Below are 15,614 nucleotides of genomic sequence, written 5' to 3' on the forward strand. Positions count from 1 at the left end.
GGGCGTGACGCTGCGGCGGGAGGTGCCGCCGCAGAGCCAGGTGGCCATCCACTCCTTCTGGGAGTACGCCACCTTCGGCGTCAACACGTTCCTCTTCCTCTCCGTGGGTCTGGACACGCGGCCGGAGGCGCTCCAGGGGCACCTGCCGGGCGTGGGCATCGCGGTGGTGGCGGTGGTGCTGGGGCGCGCGGTGGCCATCTACCTGCCCTTCCTGCTGCTGCGGCTGTTCAAGCCCGCGGAGACCATCCCGCTGCGCTGGCAGCACGTGTTCCTGGTGGGCAACATCAAGGGCGCGCTGTCCATCGGTCTGGCGTTGGGTCTTCCGGAGACCACGCCCGCGAGAGAGCAGATTGTCTCCATCGCGTTCGGCGTCACGCTGGTGTCCATGGTGGGCCAGGGGTTGATGCTCACGGGCGCGCTCAAGGCGCTGGGATTGTTTCAGCAGGACGCGGTGGCGGTGGAGATGGCGGAGCAGCGCGGGAAGCTCATCGCCAGCCGCGCGGCGCACGTGGAGCTGGATGCGTTGCATTCGCAGGGCCTGTTGCCGCGCGCGGCCTATGAGCACCTGCGCAGCGAGTACCAGGTGAACATCGCCCGGGCGGAGCGGGAGCTGCGGCGCATCAGCGAGCAGCACCTGGCCGAAGGGGCGAAGGACCTCTTGAGCACGCGGAGGCGGCTCATCGACGCGGAGCGCACGGCGTTGCAGGGGGCCCGGCGCAACGGGCTGATTCCGGAGGCGACAGCGGAGGAGATGCTGGCGCACCTGGACGGGCGGATGTTGGACCTGGAGAAGGTGCTGCACGGCGGGCACGCGAACTCGGAAGGCAAGGAGCACAAGGCGTCATGAGGATCGTCATCGCGGGGGGAGGACGGGTGGGCGGCGCGCTGGCGGCGCGGCTCGTGTCGGAGCAGCACACGGTGACGGTCATCGAACGCGACGCGAGCATCTGCGCGCGCCTCTTTGAAGAGGTGGGCGTGGTGACGGTGTGCGGAGACGCCACCAACCCGCGCGTGCTGGAGGCGGCGGGCATCGGGACGGCGGACGTGGCGGCGGCGGTGCTGGCGCACGACCCGGCGAACCTGGCGTTCGCCATGCTGGTGCGCGCCACGTCCAGCGCGCGCCTGATGGTGCGGATGCTGGACACGAACTACCGCGACGCGTACCGGCTGGCGGGCGTGAAGGAGCTGGTGGCGGAGGCGGACGTGGTGGTGGCGAAGATGACCACCGCCATCGACTTCCCGCAGGTGTCCGGGTCGCTGCCGCTCAGCAGCGGTGACGCGCTCCTCTTCGAGCTGGCCATTCCCGCCCGCGCCCGGGTGGCGGGGCAGACGGTGGCGCAAGTTCGAGGCATGGATGGCTTCCCGCGCGAGTGCATCTTCATCGCGCTGGTGGATCCGCAGGGCCACACCGCGCTGCCGGAGGGCAACACGCAGCTGAAGGCCGGGCACAACGTCATCCTCGTGGCGCGCCGCACGCAGGTGGCGAAGGCGGTGGAGTTCCTCACGTCGGAGCCGCCGCTGGGCGCGGGCCTGGCGTCGACGCTGGCGCAGACGCTGCGCAAGCTGGACTTCCTGGCGCCGCTGAATGACGGCGAGCTGGAGACGGTGGCGCGCGGCGCGGAGCTGCTCCAGACGCCCGCGGGCACGGAGCTGTTCCGCCAGGGCGACGCGGGCGAGACGTTCTACGTCGTCATCTCCGGCGAGGTGGCGATGAAGGACGGCTCACGGCAGACGGTGGCCACGGTGAAGCAGGGCGGCTTCTTCGGAGAGCTGGCCCTGCTCACGGGCGAGCCACGCAACGCCACCGCCGTCACCGCCACGCCGTGCGAGCTGGCCGCCGTGGGCCGCGAGGACTTCCGCGGTGTGATGATGGCCAACCCCGCCGTCGCGCTGGAGATGAGCCGCATCCTGGGCCAGCGGCTGTCACGCCTGGGCGGACAGGCGCAGCAGACGAAGCGGCGCGGGCTGTTCGGGCGCTGAAAAGACAGACACCCTTCAGGCGGAGAAGCTCATCCCCGCCTGAAGAGGCCCGTCACGGGCTGTCGATGACCACCCTCGGCGTGTCGCCGAGCCTGATGGTGAGGCCAGACTCGCGCGGCACGGGGGCTGACGAACGGATGACCACCGTCGCGCCCTCGACCCGCTGCGGGATGACGCACTGGACGCCCGACGTGATGATCCGGGGGGAATTGCGACCGTACGAGTCGGTCCAGGTGGCCACCACGCAGTGCTCCTTGCCGTCCGCGTCGCAGTCCACTCCCGCCGGGGAACCGTCCCACGGCACGCACGTGAGGACGGCCGTCACCGTGACGCGGTCGTCCGCGTCGCGGACAGCGGTGGCGGTCCGGACGCCCACCAGGTCCGGGCCGAAGCCACACGCGGCCAGCAGGCTACAGCACGTCAACATCCAGGGGATTCGCAGGGACATGGGGAGGCTCAGGGGCTGGCGATGATGATGCGGGTGCTGCGCGGGTCCACCTGGACCAGGATGCGCCAGTCGTGTTCGGCAGGGACGACGCCCGGCGAGACGACGGTCAGCTTCCTGCGGATGACGGTGGTGCCGACCGGCTCGCACGTCCGCTGCATGAACAGGGGCGTGCTGAAGGAGGCGTCCGTCACCAGGTACCAGCCCGCCTCGACGCAGAGGGGCTCGTCTTCCGGCAATCCGCAGTCTTCTTCCGCCGGCTGCTGCCCCTTGAGCGCGAAGCACGTGACGTAGACATCCAGAGACACCCGGCCATCCTCCAGCCGCGTGGCCCGGACACTGGACACGTCGGGTGCTTGCAGGTCCTCGCCGCAGCCCATGGCGGCCAACGCCAACAACATCCCACTCACGGTACGCCGCATCACGGCTCCCCCAGACAAGAAGACCCGCCCTTCATAGCAAGACATGCGCATGTCAGGGGCTCTCCAAGAAGACGCGCGGGCCCTCTCCACCGATGAGGGTCCTTCCCAGCTCCAGGGTCCAGGGCACGTCGCGCGGCACGGGCTCCGGTGAGCGCAACACCACGGTCGCCCCCTCCCAGCGCTGGGGTTTCAAACACTCGGAGACGCGCCAGACTCCCAAGGAGGAGCGCTCCTCCCCCAGGACGTCCGGGGTCGGGTACCCGATGAGCCCGATGCACAGGGACTCCCCATCCTTGTCACAGCCGTCGGGCTCCGAGCCGTTCGCGGGCACGCAGGTCAAGACGGCTGTCACGGTGACGTGGTCGTCCGCGTCACGGGTGGCGGAGGCGGCGCGAACGCCCACGGCGTCCCAACGAGGCCCGCAGGCCGTCAGCAGGCCCGCGAGGGCCACGATGATGAAGGTCGGATGCATGGGGGCCTCAGGGGTTGGGGATGATGACGTTCGTCACGCGGGGATCCGCGCTGACCAGGATGCGCAGCCCGGGGTCACGGTCCACGGCCTCCGGCGTGGTGACCGTCACCTGGGTGCCGATGATGTCGGGGACCGTCTGGCACGACTCCGCCCGGTGCAGCGGATGGGCGAAGGCCGTGTCGTCGGCCGCGTACCACGTCGCGGAGACGCAGACGCGCTCGCCATCCGCGTCACAGCCTTGCGACCGCGCGAAGCCGTAGACGAGGCCGCAGGTCAGCGTGACTTCGACGGAGACACGGTCGTCCTCGAGCCGTGCCGCCGTGGCATCCCACACGCCGGCCGCCTCCAGCCCGGACTCACAGCCAGCAAGGATGGGGAGCAGCAGCACCAGCCAGCGACGCACGCGGGACCTCCGGGAGCAGGGGACCCCGCGCCCCAGAGCAACACCCGTGCCCACTGGCCGACAGACGGCCGCACTCCGAGTAGCCCCTCGCAATCCCTGACAGACATGTCAGGGCATGACGCCCGTGCCCTGCCGCCCGGGCTCAGGAGGACTGCTTGAGGCGCCCGCACACCGCGGACGCCGCCAGGAAGCCCACGCGGAAGGCGTTGCGGAAGCGGTCGTAGAGCGCGCCCACGCCGGGCACGTTGGCGATCATGTCGCCGAAGCTCCACATCTCCTCGTGCGCGTGGATGAGCGGCAGCACCTCACCGCCGCCCTCGCCGCGCTGGAGCGTGAAGTCGTACACGAGCAGCGTGCGCAGCGGGTACGTGTAGAGCCACGCGAACTGCTTGAGGTTCATCACCCCGTCCACGATGGCCCGCCCGCTCTTGCCATCCGGCTCCAACTGGACGTTGAGCTGGAAGATGTCGAAGTCGAAGCGGAACATGCAGTGGAAGCCCGCCGCGCCCTTGCGGTACGTCTCCTTGCCGCCCCCCTTCTGCCAGGGGTCGGTGAAGGTGACGTCCTCCGCGATCATCGGCATCAGCTCCGCGTCCAGCACCGACGCGGGGATGGACGTCGTGTAGAGCAGCCGCGTCACCTCCCGGAAGCGCGCTTCCAGCTGCTCAATCAGTGCCTGCTCCGCCTTGCGCATACGTCCCCCCTGCCCGCTCTTGGACCGCGCCTGAAGGTAGGCACGGGCCTGGGACAGGGGAAGACGGGGTGCGTCAGCCGCTCAGCTCCGTGAGGAGCTGCGCCGCCTGGTCCTTCACGATGTCGTCCGCGGCGCCCAGCGACTGTGCCTGCTTCGCGTGCCGGGTGGCTTCCGCCCGATCGAACGGCTGGGTGGCGCGCGCCAGGTTCAGGTGCGTGAGCGCGTCCTGGGGGTTCGCCTCCAGCACCCGCTCCAGCAGCACGCGGGCCCGCGCGTGGTCCTGGTCGCCCATCAGCAGGCGCACCAGGTCGTTGGTGGGGCCGGGCTCGTGGGGCGCCGCCGCCACGGTCTCCTCCAGGAGCTTGCGGGCCTCGGCGCGCTCGCCCAGCGCCTCGTGCGCCTGCGCCAGCGAGTGGCGGATGTCCCACTGATTCGGAGCGCGCTGGAGGGCCTCCGCGAAGAGGGCCTTCGCCTCCGCCAGCTCCCCGGCCAGCATGCAGGCCATGCCGTGCAGGTGGACGTAGCGGACCTGCGCGGGGTCCAGCTCGCGCAGCTCCAGGATGGTGCGGCGGGCCGCGTCCTGGCCGTTGGCCTGGAGGTAGAGGCGGAAGAGGTCCTGCAACACCGCCACGCGCATGCGGCCCTGCGCGTGCTCCAGGGCCCGCGTGGCCGCCGCGATGGCGGCCCCGATGGCGCCGCTCTCCGCGTGCGCGCGCGACAACATCAGGTGCGGCAGGGCCTCCTGGGGCGCCAGCGAGGCGGCCTGCTGGAAGTGTGTCACCGCCGCCGCCGTGTCCTTGCGCTGCACCGCGATGCGCCCCAGCTCGAAGTGCGGATAGACGCTGTGGGGCGCCACCACCTGCGCGGCCTCGAAGGCGGCCTTCGCACCCTCCAGGTCGCCGCGATCCGCCAGGAGCGTGCCCAGGTTGAAGCGCTCGAAGTAACCGGCGGTGGGCGCGGCGGCCAGCGCCTTGAGCGTCACCAGCGCCACGGGGTCTCCGGCCTGCGCCTTGAGCATGGCCAGGTGCGCCTGCGCCTCCGTGTTGTCCGGCTGCACCTGCAACAGGCGCGTCACGGCCCCTTCCGCCTCCTTCGCGGCGCCGGTGCTCAGGTGGGCGCGCACCAGGCCCATCAGACAGTCCACGTCCTTCGGGTCGATGGAGAGGCCCTTCTGGAAGCTCTTCACCGCCTCCGCGGGCTGACCCTGCTGGAGCGACTGCCCACCCTCTTGCGCGTACCTGGATGCCATGGTCCCCCCTAACTACCACGAGCCTCCAGATTCCCCGCCTCCCCGCCTGCCCCTACCGGCGCAGCGCGGCCAGGGCGACACCCGGGACCTTCCACCAGGACGGGGACTGCTCGAATTCCACCAACCGGCGGCCCAGCGCCGCCACGCCCTTGTGGCCCGGCACCCACGGCGGCGAGAGCAGGGACGTGAGCGGAGCGCGCAACACCGCCTTCTCGATGGACTCCAGCATGAACGTGTTGTGCACCCAGCCCTGCCCGCTCTGGATGTCCCGGGGCGACGCGGACGGATGGCCACCCCAGGGCATGCTGCCCAGCGCGTACGCCGCCGCGGGCCAGGTGTTGAGGGCCACCGTGCCGTAGCGCAAATCCCGCACCGCCTTCTCCACCGCCGCGCGCACCCTCGGGTCCCGCATCGTCTTCGGATGGACGATGAGCGTCGCGTTCAGCGTGCCCCACACCTTCTCGTTGAGGAACGCCACCGCGGCCTCCAGGAAGGCCACCGGTTCGTCGGAGCCCGGCAGCCCCGTCTCCGACAGCACCGTGCACCAGGGTTCGTTGTGGAAGACGCGGTCGTCCGTCTTCGATGGATCCACGTCCGGAATCAGCGCGTAGGCCAGGTCGCCCTCGCCGGGGTTGCCCACCAGCCGCAGGTTCGGGCGCGCGTCCGTGAACTGGTGCCAGCGCTCCTGGGCGCCCGGGTAGTACGCGCGGCGCACGGGCGCGTGGCCCAGGCTCGCCTGGATGCGGTCCATCAGCGCGCCGCGTTGGATCCAATTCTTCGGCTGCACCAGCAGCTTCGCCGCGTTGCAGTTGAAGGACGCGTTGTTGGCGACCATGCCGGCGATGTCGTTCGCCTGGAAGCGCAGCTCGCCGTCCGAGTACGGCCCCGGCACCACCACCACGGGGGAGATGTTGCCCAGCTCGCTGGAGACGTGCTTCGCGAGCAGCGGTTCATTCTTCCGGCGGCGCTCGTCGGACTCCGGGCCGGGCGGGCCCCACACGAGCGCGTCGTGGGTCTTGTCGCTGCCGGTGATGTGCACCTCGTCCACGGAGTCGTGGTGGACCAACTGCGCGCCCTCCTCCGCGCCGCCGTACACGATGGCCAGCGCGTCGCGCGCGATGAGCGGCGCGAAGGCCTGTTCCAGGAACGTGCCCAGGTACGCGTTGACGGGGTTCATCTTGAGCACGCAGGCGGTGCCCTCGACGAAGAGCTTGTAGAGGCAGTCCATGGGCGGGATGGAGTTGACGTTGCCGCCGCCCAGCACCGCGCAGACCCGGCCCTTGTGGGGCTTGCGGTAGAAGGACGCCTGGTGTTCGCGCAGGTTGGCCGCGGTGACTCCGGGCTGGAAGTAGACCTCGCCCGTGGTGCCGAGCAGCAGCAGCCCCTCCAGCCTGTGCCGGGGGAACAGCCGCGCGGCGAGCCGCCCGTCCTCCAGCGTGCGCAGGTGCTTCGCGGGGATGACGGGCGCGCCGTGCTTCTGGATGTCCTTCAGCGCGTCCGAGAGCAGCCGCAGGTTGCGCACCACCACCATGGGCCCGGCGAGCCACTCCTCACCCGCGAGTGGACCGCCGGGGTTGATGCCCTTCGCCTCGCAGGCCGCGCGCACGCTGGGCTCCGCGATGGCGGCGTACGCGTGGCACAGGTCTTCCAGGAGCCGGATGCGCTCCGTCAGGGCGAGCTTCGCCCACGCGCTCGAGCCCTCACGGACCCGGCGCACCAGGATGTCGATGGTGGTGCGTGACGTGTGCTGCGGGACGGCGGCGGACATGGCGACCTCCGAGACAGGCTTCACACCGGGTCCCGGTATAGGGAACCCCCGCGTGCGCCATCACCGAGGGGCCGCGCCCTCCGTCCTCAGGAGGGCAGAGGCTCGGCCAGGCCCTTGCGGATGGCCTCGTCGATGACGGCCATCACCTTCTTCATGTTCTCGCGGCTGCGCGCCGCCTGCTGCTCGCCCAGCTTCCCCTGCTGCTCGCCCAGCTTCGCCTGCTGCTCACCCAGCTTCGCCTGCTCCTCGCCGAGCGCCTCCATCTTCTTGCTGAGTTCCTCCTGCTGTTTGTCCAGGCCCTCCAGTTCCTGGTCGAAGGAGTCGTCGCGCTTGTCGAGCTCCGCCTCCTTGCGGTCGCGGTCGGGGCCGTCCGCGAGCGAGTGGAGGCGGGCGCGCTCCATGGCGATCTCCGCGCGCTTCGCGGCGATGGCGGCGTGCTTCGCGGCGATCTGCGACATCGGGTAGCCAAGCTCCGCCTGCTTCTGGCCCAGCGCGGCCTGCTGCGCGCCCAGGGCCGCCTGCTTCTCACCGAGCGCGCCCTGCGCGTCGCCCAGCTTGCGGTCGTCCTCCATCAGGTTGCGCACCTGCTCCAGCGTCTTCGCGTCGCGGATCAGCATGGGATTGTTGTCGCGGCGCACGAAGAGCAGGTCCTTGCCCTGCTGCTTGAAGGTGCGCGCCAGGTACAGGTCGTCCGTGCTGCCGGCCATCATCGTGCGGCCGTCGGAGAGGTACGCGAAGGTGTCGCCGTCCTCGATGCCCATGTCCGGAGGCGCGGGCGGCGCGGGAGGACGCGGCGCGGCCGCGAGCATGGGGGCCCTGGGCGCCACCGGGGACACCGCGCTCCGGACCGGAGGCACGGGCGGCACCGGCGGGGTGAGCCTGCCACTGACCGGCGGCGCGGGCGGCGCGGGCGGCACCGGAGCCCGCTTGTCATTGTCCGGGATGGGCGCGGGCGCGGACGGCGGGACGTGCGTGGTGAGCTGCGTGGCCCGCGTCGCTCCCGGCGTGGGAGGAGGCAGCGGGGGCAGCGCGGGCAGCGGCGGCGCGTCCGCGGGCGTGCCGGGCGCCTTCGCGGTGTGCTCCGTCACGGTGGGCTTCGACGCGGGGGCCGGCTTCGCGTTGGGGGCCGGCGCGGCGTCCTCGGGCAGGTACCGGACGGTGCCCACCCGGACGGGGGCGGGGGCCGCGTCCTTCGCGGCGGGAGCGGTGCTCTCCGCGGGCGCCTTGGCGACGACCTGGAAGGGCATCAGGACCACTGCGCCGAGGGCGAACAGCGCACCCTTCAGCCACCGGCGGGGTTGCGTGGGGACGACGTCGACATGTTCCAGCATGCGGAGCCTCCTGTGCAGCGCGTGAAGGTGGGCCGACGCCCCGAGCGCCGCTGCGCTGCCCGGGGGCCGGGTGATGCCAAAGGCGATGAGCAACTCGCCGTAGTCCGCGGGCTCCGCGCCGGTGAGGCGCAGCGCCTCCGCGTCGCACGCCTCTTCCCGGGCGAGCGCGTACTCACGGGCCGCCTGGCGCGCGAGCGGGTGGAAGAAGAGGACTGTCTCCGCCAGCGCCGGCACCCAGCCCAGCCACAGGTCCCCGCGCCGCAGGTGCGCCACTTCATGCGCCAGCGCCATGCGCAGCGAGTCCTCCGGCAAATCGCGCAGCGCCTTCGCGGGCAGCACGATGACCGGCGACACCAGCCCCGCGGCCAGCGGGCTCACCACCTCGTCCGACACGAGCAGCGTGGGCGGACGGCGCAGGCCCGCTTCATTCGCGAGGAACTCCGCCTCCTCCTCCAGCACCGGGTGACACAAGGGCCGCGCGCGCTCCCGCATGCCCCGCACCTGGCGCCACGCCAGCACGTGCCCCCGCACCTTCCACGCCACGCCCGCGCCCCACAGGAAGAGCAGCGCCCACACCCCGCCCACCGTCCACGGATGCGCGCGGAGCGACACCACCGCGCTCTTGAAGAACGAAGTGACCCGCACCCCGGTCGAGAGCTCCTCCGCGTGAGCCGGTGTCTGCCCTTGCGGCGACACCCGCATGCTCACGGTCGCATCGGGCGCAGTGAGCACCATGACCGTCCGCCCCGGCGTCTGGGATTGAGCGCCTTCCACGCGGACCGTCTGGGATTGCGCGGCGGTGTCCTCCACGGGCAGCAGCGCCAGCGGCATGGGCTTGGGCCAGCCCAGCGTGAGCACGAACTTGAGCGCCACCAGCCACCAGAGGCCGGCGCGCAGGGCCGCGGGCAGGCGCGGCACCGCCCGGGCCAGCAACCAGACGGCCAGCGCGCACAGCGCCCCCTGCCACGAGGCGCGCCACACCGACTCCGACCACGACGACCACCACGGCGAGGTCATGAGAGTCATCACGGGGCTCACTCCTTCCGCTTCTGGCGCAGGCGCGCCACGACGTCCTGGAGCTGCTTCAGCTCTTCGTCGGACACGTCCTCCGTCTCCGACAGGTAGGTCACGAACGGAGACAGTGACCCGCTCAGCGTGCGCTGCACGAAGTTCCCTACGACGTCGCGCAGCAGCTCTTGCGTCGCCACCGGCGAGGCGTACTGGAACACGCCGTCCACCTTGCTCCGGGTCAGGTGCCCCTTCAGCCGCAGCCGCTCCATCACCGTCAGGATGGTGGAGCGCGCCAGGCCCTGCGCCTCACCGAAGCGCTCGGCCACCTCGCCCACCGTCGCCGGCCCGTGCTCGGCCACGTACCGCAGCACCGCCAGCTCCTGCTCTCCCACCGGCTTCTTCATGCGCCCTGCCCTTCGTGACGACAGCTGTAGTCAGAAAGCAAGGTACGCCTGACTACAGACGTAGTCAAGCGGGTGTCTCCAGGGGGGCGGACGCTTTTCCTGCTCAGGCTTCGAGAGAAGGCACCGACAGGCATCAGGGGTCTCCCTCAACGACAGCCGCGCCCTGCGTCCATAATCTGGCCACCCCCATGACATGCCCTCCGCACCCTCCGGACCGGGCACGTCGACGAAAGGCAGGCGAAGATGCGAGGCATTGGTGGCCCCAAGCTGAACCAGACGAAGTTCAAGGTCGGCAACAACACCACGAAGGTGGGCGAGCAGGTGAAGTACGGCCCCACCGCGGACCTGAACGCGAAGCAGCAGCAGAAGCTCACCGACCACTACGGCGAGCACGGCACGGCGAAGACTCCGCAGAACTCCCTGAACCGCCTGACCCAGTACAGCGATTCACACACCACGTACACGAAGGCGGCGACGGCCTCCGGGCGTCCGCTGACGGAGCAGGAGGCGCTGGTCGCGGGGAGCGCGAAGAACAAGGCGCCCGCCTCCAGCATCAACCACGTCATCGCCTCCGGCACCGGCCAGAACGTCCTCAACCACGAGACGCTCCAGTTCAAGGAGGGCGTGAAGAACACGAACACCGGCAACCAGAAGCTGGGCACGGCCGCCACGCCCAAGGAGAAGGCCGCGGCCCAGAAGCAGGTGCAGCAGGGCCTGGCGCAGCAGGCCGCGGGCGTGGGCCGCATGCAGGGCTACTCACGCGCCACGCTCGCCGAACGTCAGGGCGAGCTGACTCCGGCGCAGGTGCAGGCGAAGCGCAACGGCGCGCTCCAGAACACCCTCACCGCGATGCAGGGTCCTGATCAGGGCACGCGCTTCGGCGCCTACAAGGACGTGCTGAAGGACACCTTCGACTCGCCGGGCAACCTGCGCCTGGGCAACCGGACGCAGAACACGAAGATCAGCACCGGCTTCGACACGCCGCTGGACGCGAAGGGCAAGCCCACGGAGCGCGCCGAGCGCCTCTTCCACGCGCACCAGACCTTCGGCCCGGACCGGCTGCTCACCAAGGAGCGCCTCTTCACCCTGGATGACAAGGGGGAGGCCATGTCCAGCAGCAAGGAGACGGCGAAGGTGGGCGACAAGCGCAAGGCGGACGCCGCGGACACCGATGCCGCGCCGTCCTCGTCGAAGCGGCGCAAGAAGCTCTAGCGCCTACAGCCCGGCACCTGAGCGCCCGCTCGCCCGGCCGCTCAGGTAAGGGTCGGGGAGCAGCGGACCGTGTGTGTCCTTGTCTCTGTCGGAAGGGCAACCAGATTTCTGGCAGCCGACTTCAAACCCGACACACACGGAGATTTCCCATGAAGCTCCCTCTGTTCGCGGCGATCGCCGCCCTGTCGCTGTACGGTTGCGCCAGCCACAACGCCAACACCCGCGAGGCCTCGTCACCGGAAGCCGGTGCCATCGGAGGCTCGGGCAGCGCGGGCGAGTCCCTGGACACCAGCGAGAGCATCGACTCCTCGTCCTCGGACTCCTCCTCCCAGGAGCTGCCCGGTGAGACCGGCAACGTCAGCGACCTGGAGAAGCGCGACCGCATGAACGCGCCCACCGTCTACGAGGGCGAGGCCACCGGCGGCTCCGGCGCGCCCGACGAGGCCGTGAAGACCGGCGACGGCGAGAAGTGGGACGTCCAGCAGAACACGCCCACCGAGCTGGGCGACACCCAGTCCCCCTCCGGCGCGGTGAACCAGAACCGCGACCCCCAGGAGAAGGGCAACCTGGGCACCGAGGGCAACCTCGGCGGCACTGGCGGCTCCGGCGCCACCAGCACCGAGGGCAAGAGCGAAGTGAGCGACGAGACCGGGTCCGGCGCCCTCAACAGCGACGTGGACGCGCCCAGCACGGACACCTCCAAGGTGGAGCCGGACGCCACGCCGGATCCCACGAACTAGTCATCGCACCCCACGCGAGGGCGGATACCCGGGAAAGCCCGCTCACGGGCCGTCCCGGGTATTCGTCTGTCCAGCCCGCGCCGCGCCAACTAGAGTGAGCACCAATGACTGGTGCTCCCTTCGTGGCCCTCATCGCGCTGCTTCACTCCCAGTCCTCCAGCATCGAGGAGGTCCCCAATGATCCGCAGCAGGAGACGTACTCCGCGCCGGAGTCGTCGGGGAGCTCGGGGGATTCCTCGGAGGGCATCGGGTTCCGGGCGCTCCTGGAGGTGGGGCCGCTGAGCTTCCCGTCCGGGACGCGGGGTGGGAAGCAGGACCTGTTCGGCTACGCGTACCCGTCCCTGGGCGTGGATGGCGGCGAGGACTTCGCCTTCATGCTGGGCGCGCCGCTGCGCTTCCGGCTCTGGGACAGCGAGCCGAAGCAGAAGGACGACGACTACGGCGCGTGGCTGCGGCGCGAGGACTGGGACGAGCGCAGCGACTACGGCCAGGTGGTGCGCCTGCTGCGCATCGGCGACGAGTCCGGCCGCTTCGGCCTGCGTGTGCAGCCGTTCCTGGAGGAGTCGCTGGGGCGCGGCTACCTGGTGAACCGCTACGACAACCAGCTCAACCCGAACTACCACCCGGCGGGCGGCACGCTGTCGTTCACCGCGGGGCCCGCGCGCGTGCAGCTGCTGGCCAGCGACGTGCTCGCCGCGCGCGTGTTCTCCGGCGAGCTGCTGCTGGACATCGGCCGCATCGCCAGCGACAGCGAGGGCAACTTCGACCGCTACCTGGTGCGCGCCTCGGCGGCGCACGACTTCGGCGAGGCCGGCGGGGTGACGCCGGAGGCCACGGTGGCGTCGGTGGGCGGCGAGTTCGCCATGTACAAGGGTGAGCGGCTGCGCTCGTGGGCCCTGCTCGCCGGCGGCGCGCGGCTCAACGATGGCGCGCAGGACGTGGGCGGCATGCTGGGCGTCGCGTTCGAGGGCAACTTCAAGGGCACGCAGCTCAGCGTCACCGTGCAGGGGCGCCGCCAGGGCGGCGGCTTCCGCTTCGGCTACTTCGGCGCGGGCTACGAGCTGTCGCGCTTCTCCGCCGTGGGCCTCTCCGAGGAGCCCCAGTCCGACCAGCGCGTGCCCAAGGACTTCTCCGGCTACCTGGAGATGTCCGTGGCGCGAGGCGACGGACCGGACTCCCCGGAGGTGGTGGCCAGCGGCGCCGTGGAGTACTCCGCCTTCGGCCGCGCGGACGGAGACCTGTCCCTGAGCTTCAGCACCCCGGGCGGCGAGTCGCGAGGCATCGCGCGCGTGATCGTGGTGGGCCTGGGCGACAAGCCCCGCTACTCGGTGGCGGCGGAGTTCCGCCAGCGAGTGCTGCCCGCCATGTACATCTGGGGCGCCGGCGCCACGGTGACCTTCCCGCAGCCGGACGGCACGCTGGTGCAAGGCGTGAGCGCGGGCGCGGGCGTGGGCGTGGACTTCGCCCGCCGCTAGTGCCCCGCTGTCCCGCCCTCTTCCTGGGCGGGAGCGCAGGGCAGGATGGCGCTGTGCCGCCGGGCCGTCTCGCACGACTTGCCCACGAGCCAGCGCGACAAGAGGCGCACGCCGGAGGCGAAGAGGCCATCGTCGCCCTTGTGCAGGGCCTCGAAGAGGGACTCGTCCAGCACCGACTCCTCCGGGTCGATGAGGAACTCCTCCGGCTCCAGCGGCTTGAAGAGGGGGTTCTGGTCGAACACCGTCTCCAGCGGGTGCGGACGCAGCCGGTGCTGTCCCGCATGGGCCAGCCCGTCCAACGTCTCCACCAACTGGTTCGCGTCCACCAGCGGTCGCAGCGCGGCCACGCCGGCCAGGCCCACGTGCTCCGCCATCAGCGACACACGCACACGGCGGATGGCGCGCGACACGGCGTCCCCGGGCGCTTCCGCCTCCCAGCTCAGGTTGAGCTCCGAATCCAATCCCAGGCTGCGGTTGGTCGTGTTCGCGGAGCCGATGGTCATGAAGGTGTCATCCACGATGAGCACCTTCGAGTGGATGTACGTGAAGACGTCCGAGCCGTCCTCGTCCTTCGCCGCCGAGCCGTACACCGCGAAGCCGTGGCCCGTCTCGGAGGCCACCTCGCGCAGCGCGCGCAGCAGGCGCACCTGGGCCAAGCCCATGGCGATCTGCTCGCGCAGCGCTTCCGGCTGACGGGGCAGCACCAGCATCACCTGGAGCCGGGGCCGTCCGGCCGCGCGCATGCGCTTGACGAGCGCGTCGTAGATGGCGCGTGAGGAGAAGTACTGGTTCTCGATGTAGATGAAGCGCTCGGCCGCGTCGATGGCGTCCACGTACAGCGCGCGGATCTCCTGCACCTCCGCTTGCGGAGGCAGCAGCGTCTTGCCGAAGGTGCGGCTGATGGCCACCGGGCCTGGAGGCGCGGGCATCGTCGCTTCGAAAGTCAGGTCGTCGCGGTTCACGGGCTCCAGGTGGAGCTCGCCTCCGCCCGAGTGCGCCCAGCGCGCCTCGAACAGCTCCGCGAGCGGCTTCACCGCGGGGCCGGTCAGCACCGTCTGCACGTCGTGGTAGGGCCCGTGCGGGTCGCGGCCGGAGTCGCAGCGCAGCTTCGAGCGCGCGGGGTGGTCCCGGTCGTCCCAGCGGCAGTCACACACGTCCATGCCGCCGGTGAACGCCATCACGCCGTCGACGACGACGAGCTTCTGGTGATGGGCGCCGTAGAGCGGACTGGAGGAATCGAAGCGGAAGCGCAGCCGCTCGTTCGTCGTCCAGTTGAAGAGCAGGTTCTGCATCCACTCGCGCTCCATGGCGAGCAGCATGCTGAAGTCCCACGCGAGGATGTAGACGTGCAGCTCCGGGTTCTCCCGGCACATCTGATCCAACAGCGGCAGCAGCCGGACTTCGCCTCCCTTGGCCTCCTCCAGGTCCTCACCGCGCAGCAACGTCACGTCGCTGTCGAACTGCCAACCGGTGATGACGATGGAGCGGCGGGCCTTCCGGATGGCCCTGTACAGCTCCCGGTAGTAGTCCCGGGCGTCCACCAGCACGCCCGCGTCATGCGTTTCCGAACGCGTCCAGCAGTTGCGTCCGGGGCTGAGAATGCGTTTCACGTCGTTCACCTGGCCCTGGAGTGGAATCCCCGATGTCGTCCGCGCCCGGCCGGCGGAAAGCATCACCCCACGAAGACAATGTGCTTTCCGGTCGCCAGCGTCATGTCGGTGGAGGAGACCACCCTGGCCACCTTGCGAGCCTCGCCACCCACGGTGTCGAAGGCCGCGGCGATCAGGTCACCGAGCGTCACCTGCACGCGCTTCGCCTGCTTGCCGGCGCTGGACACGGCCTTCACCGTCTTCGCCTTCATCTGACGGGCCTTGCGCTGGATGGTCTGCTTCTGGGTCTTGGTCGCCATGGTCTTCGTTCTCCGAGGATGAAGTGTCTGCCCGTCTGCGTGATGTGCCGTACCGCCCCGTACCGCCCGTCCTGCCGTGCTGCCCCTGCCCCGTCCCGC

General features: G+C 70.6%; 16 protein-coding genes. 5 read left to right on the plus strand and 11 right to left on the minus strand.

The genetic code is table 11. The features are described 5' to 3' along the window. A partial coding sequence (locus tag D7Y21_RS34385) for a cation:proton antiporter (protein WP_199735552.1) occupies positions 1 to 847 on the plus strand: 847 nt, incomplete at its 5' end. Further along, positions 844 to 1,980, plus strand: coding sequence for a cyclic nucleotide-binding domain-containing protein (locus D7Y21_RS34390; RefSeq protein WP_121717934.1), 1,137 nt, complete (start codon positions 844 to 846; stop codon positions 1,978 to 1,980). The genes D7Y21_RS34385 and D7Y21_RS34390, both read left to right, overlap by 4 nt. Positions 1,981 to 2,032: 52 nt before the next feature. Here D7Y21_RS34390 and D7Y21_RS34395 read toward each other — a convergent pair whose 3' ends face one another. From D7Y21_RS34395 to D7Y21_RS34435, 9 genes are all read right to left on the minus strand, one after another. Then, positions 2,033 to 2,428, minus strand: a complete 396-nt coding sequence (locus D7Y21_RS34395) for a hypothetical protein (RefSeq protein WP_120561060.1) — start codon at positions 2,426 to 2,428, stop codon at positions 2,033 to 2,035. Between the two features lie 8 nt (positions 2,429 to 2,436). Next, complete coding sequence (locus D7Y21_RS34400) at positions 2,437 to 2,847, minus strand: hypothetical protein (RefSeq protein WP_147443065.1); 411 nt, start codon at positions 2,845 to 2,847, stop codon at positions 2,437 to 2,439. Positions 2,848 to 2,899: 52 nt separating this feature from the next. Beyond that, positions 2,900 to 3,319, minus strand: coding sequence for a hypothetical protein (locus D7Y21_RS34405; RefSeq protein WP_121717935.1), 420 nt, complete (start codon positions 3,317 to 3,319; stop codon positions 2,900 to 2,902). Between the two features lie 7 nt (positions 3,320 to 3,326). Continuing rightward, on the minus strand, positions 3,327 to 3,722 hold the full coding sequence (locus D7Y21_RS34410) for a hypothetical protein (protein WP_120561057.1): 396 nt from the start codon (positions 3,720 to 3,722) through the stop codon (positions 3,327 to 3,329). Positions 3,723 to 3,864: 142 nt separating this feature from the next. Then, positions 3,865 to 4,416, minus strand: a complete 552-nt coding sequence (locus D7Y21_RS34415) for a hypothetical protein (RefSeq protein ID WP_121717936.1) — start codon at positions 4,414 to 4,416, stop codon at positions 3,865 to 3,867. Positions 4,417 to 4,489: 73 nt separating this feature from the next. Beyond that, positions 4,490 to 5,665, minus strand: a complete 1,176-nt coding sequence (locus tag D7Y21_RS34420; protein WP_121717937.1) for a tetratricopeptide repeat protein — start codon at positions 5,663 to 5,665, stop codon at positions 4,490 to 4,492. Between the two features lie 52 nt (positions 5,666 to 5,717). After that, complete coding sequence (locus D7Y21_RS34425) at positions 5,718 to 7,433, minus strand: aldehyde dehydrogenase (protein WP_120561054.1); 1,716 nt, start codon at positions 7,431 to 7,433, stop codon at positions 5,718 to 5,720. 86 nt (positions 7,434 to 7,519) lie between these two features. After that, positions 7,520 to 9,790: a M56 family metallopeptidase gene (locus D7Y21_RS34430; protein ID WP_233612391.1), complete on the minus strand. Its 2,271-nt coding sequence runs from the start codon at positions 9,788 to 9,790 to the stop codon at positions 7,520 to 7,522. 8 nt (positions 9,791 to 9,798) lie between these two features. Beyond that, the gene (locus D7Y21_RS34435; protein ID WP_014400122.1) at positions 9,799 to 10,179 is read right to left on the minus strand and encodes a BlaI/MecI/CopY family transcriptional regulator; all 381 of its coding nucleotides are present in this window, start codon (positions 10,177 to 10,179) and stop codon (positions 9,799 to 9,801) included. A 243-nt stretch (positions 10,180 to 10,422) separates the two neighbouring features. Here D7Y21_RS34435 and D7Y21_RS34440 point away from each other — a divergent pair, with 243 nt between their 5' ends. The 3 genes from D7Y21_RS34440 to D7Y21_RS34450 all read left to right on the plus strand — a co-directional run bounded on the left by D7Y21_RS34440 (position 10,423) and on the right by D7Y21_RS34450 (position 13,606). Then, entirely contained in the window at positions 10,423 to 11,391 is a 969-nt protein-coding gene (locus tag D7Y21_RS34440) for a hypothetical protein (RefSeq protein ID WP_120561051.1), read from the plus strand. A 149-nt stretch (positions 11,392 to 11,540) separates the two neighbouring features. Beyond that, a complete protein-coding gene (locus D7Y21_RS34445) occupies positions 11,541 to 12,131 on the plus strand; it encodes a hypothetical protein (RefSeq protein ID WP_121717939.1) in 591 nt (196 codons plus the stop codon). Between the two features lie 104 nt (positions 12,132 to 12,235). Further along, complete coding sequence (locus D7Y21_RS34450; protein WP_121717940.1) at positions 12,236 to 13,606, plus strand: hypothetical protein; 1,371 nt, start codon at positions 12,236 to 12,238, stop codon at positions 13,604 to 13,606. Here D7Y21_RS34450 and D7Y21_RS34455 read toward each other — a convergent pair. Both D7Y21_RS34455 and D7Y21_RS34460 read right to left on the minus strand, forming a co-directional pair. Further along, positions 13,603 to 15,216, minus strand: coding sequence for a phospholipase D-like domain-containing protein (locus D7Y21_RS34455; protein WP_233591309.1), 1,614 nt, complete (start codon positions 15,214 to 15,216; stop codon positions 13,603 to 13,605). The genes D7Y21_RS34450 and D7Y21_RS34455 overlap by 4 nt on opposite strands. 62 nt (positions 15,217 to 15,278) lie before the next feature. Next, positions 15,279 to 15,515 (minus strand): chaperonin, encoded by a 237-nt coding sequence (locus tag D7Y21_RS34460; protein WP_120561048.1) that lies wholly within the window; start codon positions 15,513 to 15,515, stop codon positions 15,279 to 15,281. Between the last annotated feature and the right edge of the window lie 99 nt (positions 15,516 to 15,614).

This window comes from Corallococcus sp. AB045, assembly GCF_003668895.1.
GTDB lineage: Bacteria > Myxococcota > Myxococcia > Myxococcales > Myxococcaceae > Corallococcus > Corallococcus coralloides.

Bases quoted from the DNA above. Each gene is read 5' to 3' on its own strand.
- D7Y21_RS34400 (WP_147443065.1), bottom strand. From the start codon at position 2,847: ATGCGGCGTACCGTGAGTGGGATGTTGTTGGCGTTGGCCGCCATGGGC.
- D7Y21_RS34425 (WP_120561054.1), bottom strand. From the start codon at position 7,433: ATGTCCGCCGCCGTCCCGCAGCACACGTCACGCACCACCATCGACATC.
- D7Y21_RS34450 (WP_121717940.1), top strand. From the start codon at position 12,236: ATGACTGGTGCTCCCTTCGTGGCCCTCATCGCGCTGCTTCACTCCCAG.
- D7Y21_RS34440 (WP_120561051.1), top strand. From the start codon at position 10,423: ATGCGAGGCATTGGTGGCCCCAAGCTGAACCAGACGAAGTTCAAGGTC.
- D7Y21_RS34390 (WP_121717934.1), top strand. From the start codon at position 844: ATGAGGATCGTCATCGCGGGGGGAGGACGGGTGGGCGGCGCGCTGGCG.
- D7Y21_RS34420 (WP_121717937.1), bottom strand. From the start codon at position 5,665: ATGGCATCCAGGTACGCGCAAGAGGGTGGGCAGTCGCTCCAGCAGGGT.
- D7Y21_RS34460 (WP_120561048.1), bottom strand. From the start codon at position 15,515: ATGGCGACCAAGACCCAGAAGCAGACCATCCAGCGCAAGGCCCGTCAG.
- D7Y21_RS34445 (WP_121717939.1), top strand. From the start codon at position 11,541: ATGAAGCTCCCTCTGTTCGCGGCGATCGCCGCCCTGTCGCTGTACGGT.
- D7Y21_RS34405 (WP_121717935.1), bottom strand. From the start codon at position 3,319: ATGCATCCGACCTTCATCATCGTGGCCCTCGCGGGCCTGCTGACGGCC.
- D7Y21_RS34395 (WP_120561060.1), bottom strand. From the start codon at position 2,428: ATGTCCCTGCGAATCCCCTGGATGTTGACGTGCTGTAGCCTGCTGGCC.
- D7Y21_RS34415 (WP_121717936.1), bottom strand. From the start codon at position 4,416: ATGCGCAAGGCGGAGCAGGCACTGATTGAGCAGCTGGAAGCGCGCTTC.
- D7Y21_RS34435 (WP_014400122.1), bottom strand. From the start codon at position 10,179: ATGAAGAAGCCGGTGGGAGAGCAGGAGCTGGCGGTGCTGCGGTACGTG.
- D7Y21_RS34430 (WP_233612391.1), bottom strand. From the start codon at position 9,790: ATGACTCTCATGACCTCGCCGTGGTGGTCGTCGTGGTCGGAGTCGGTG.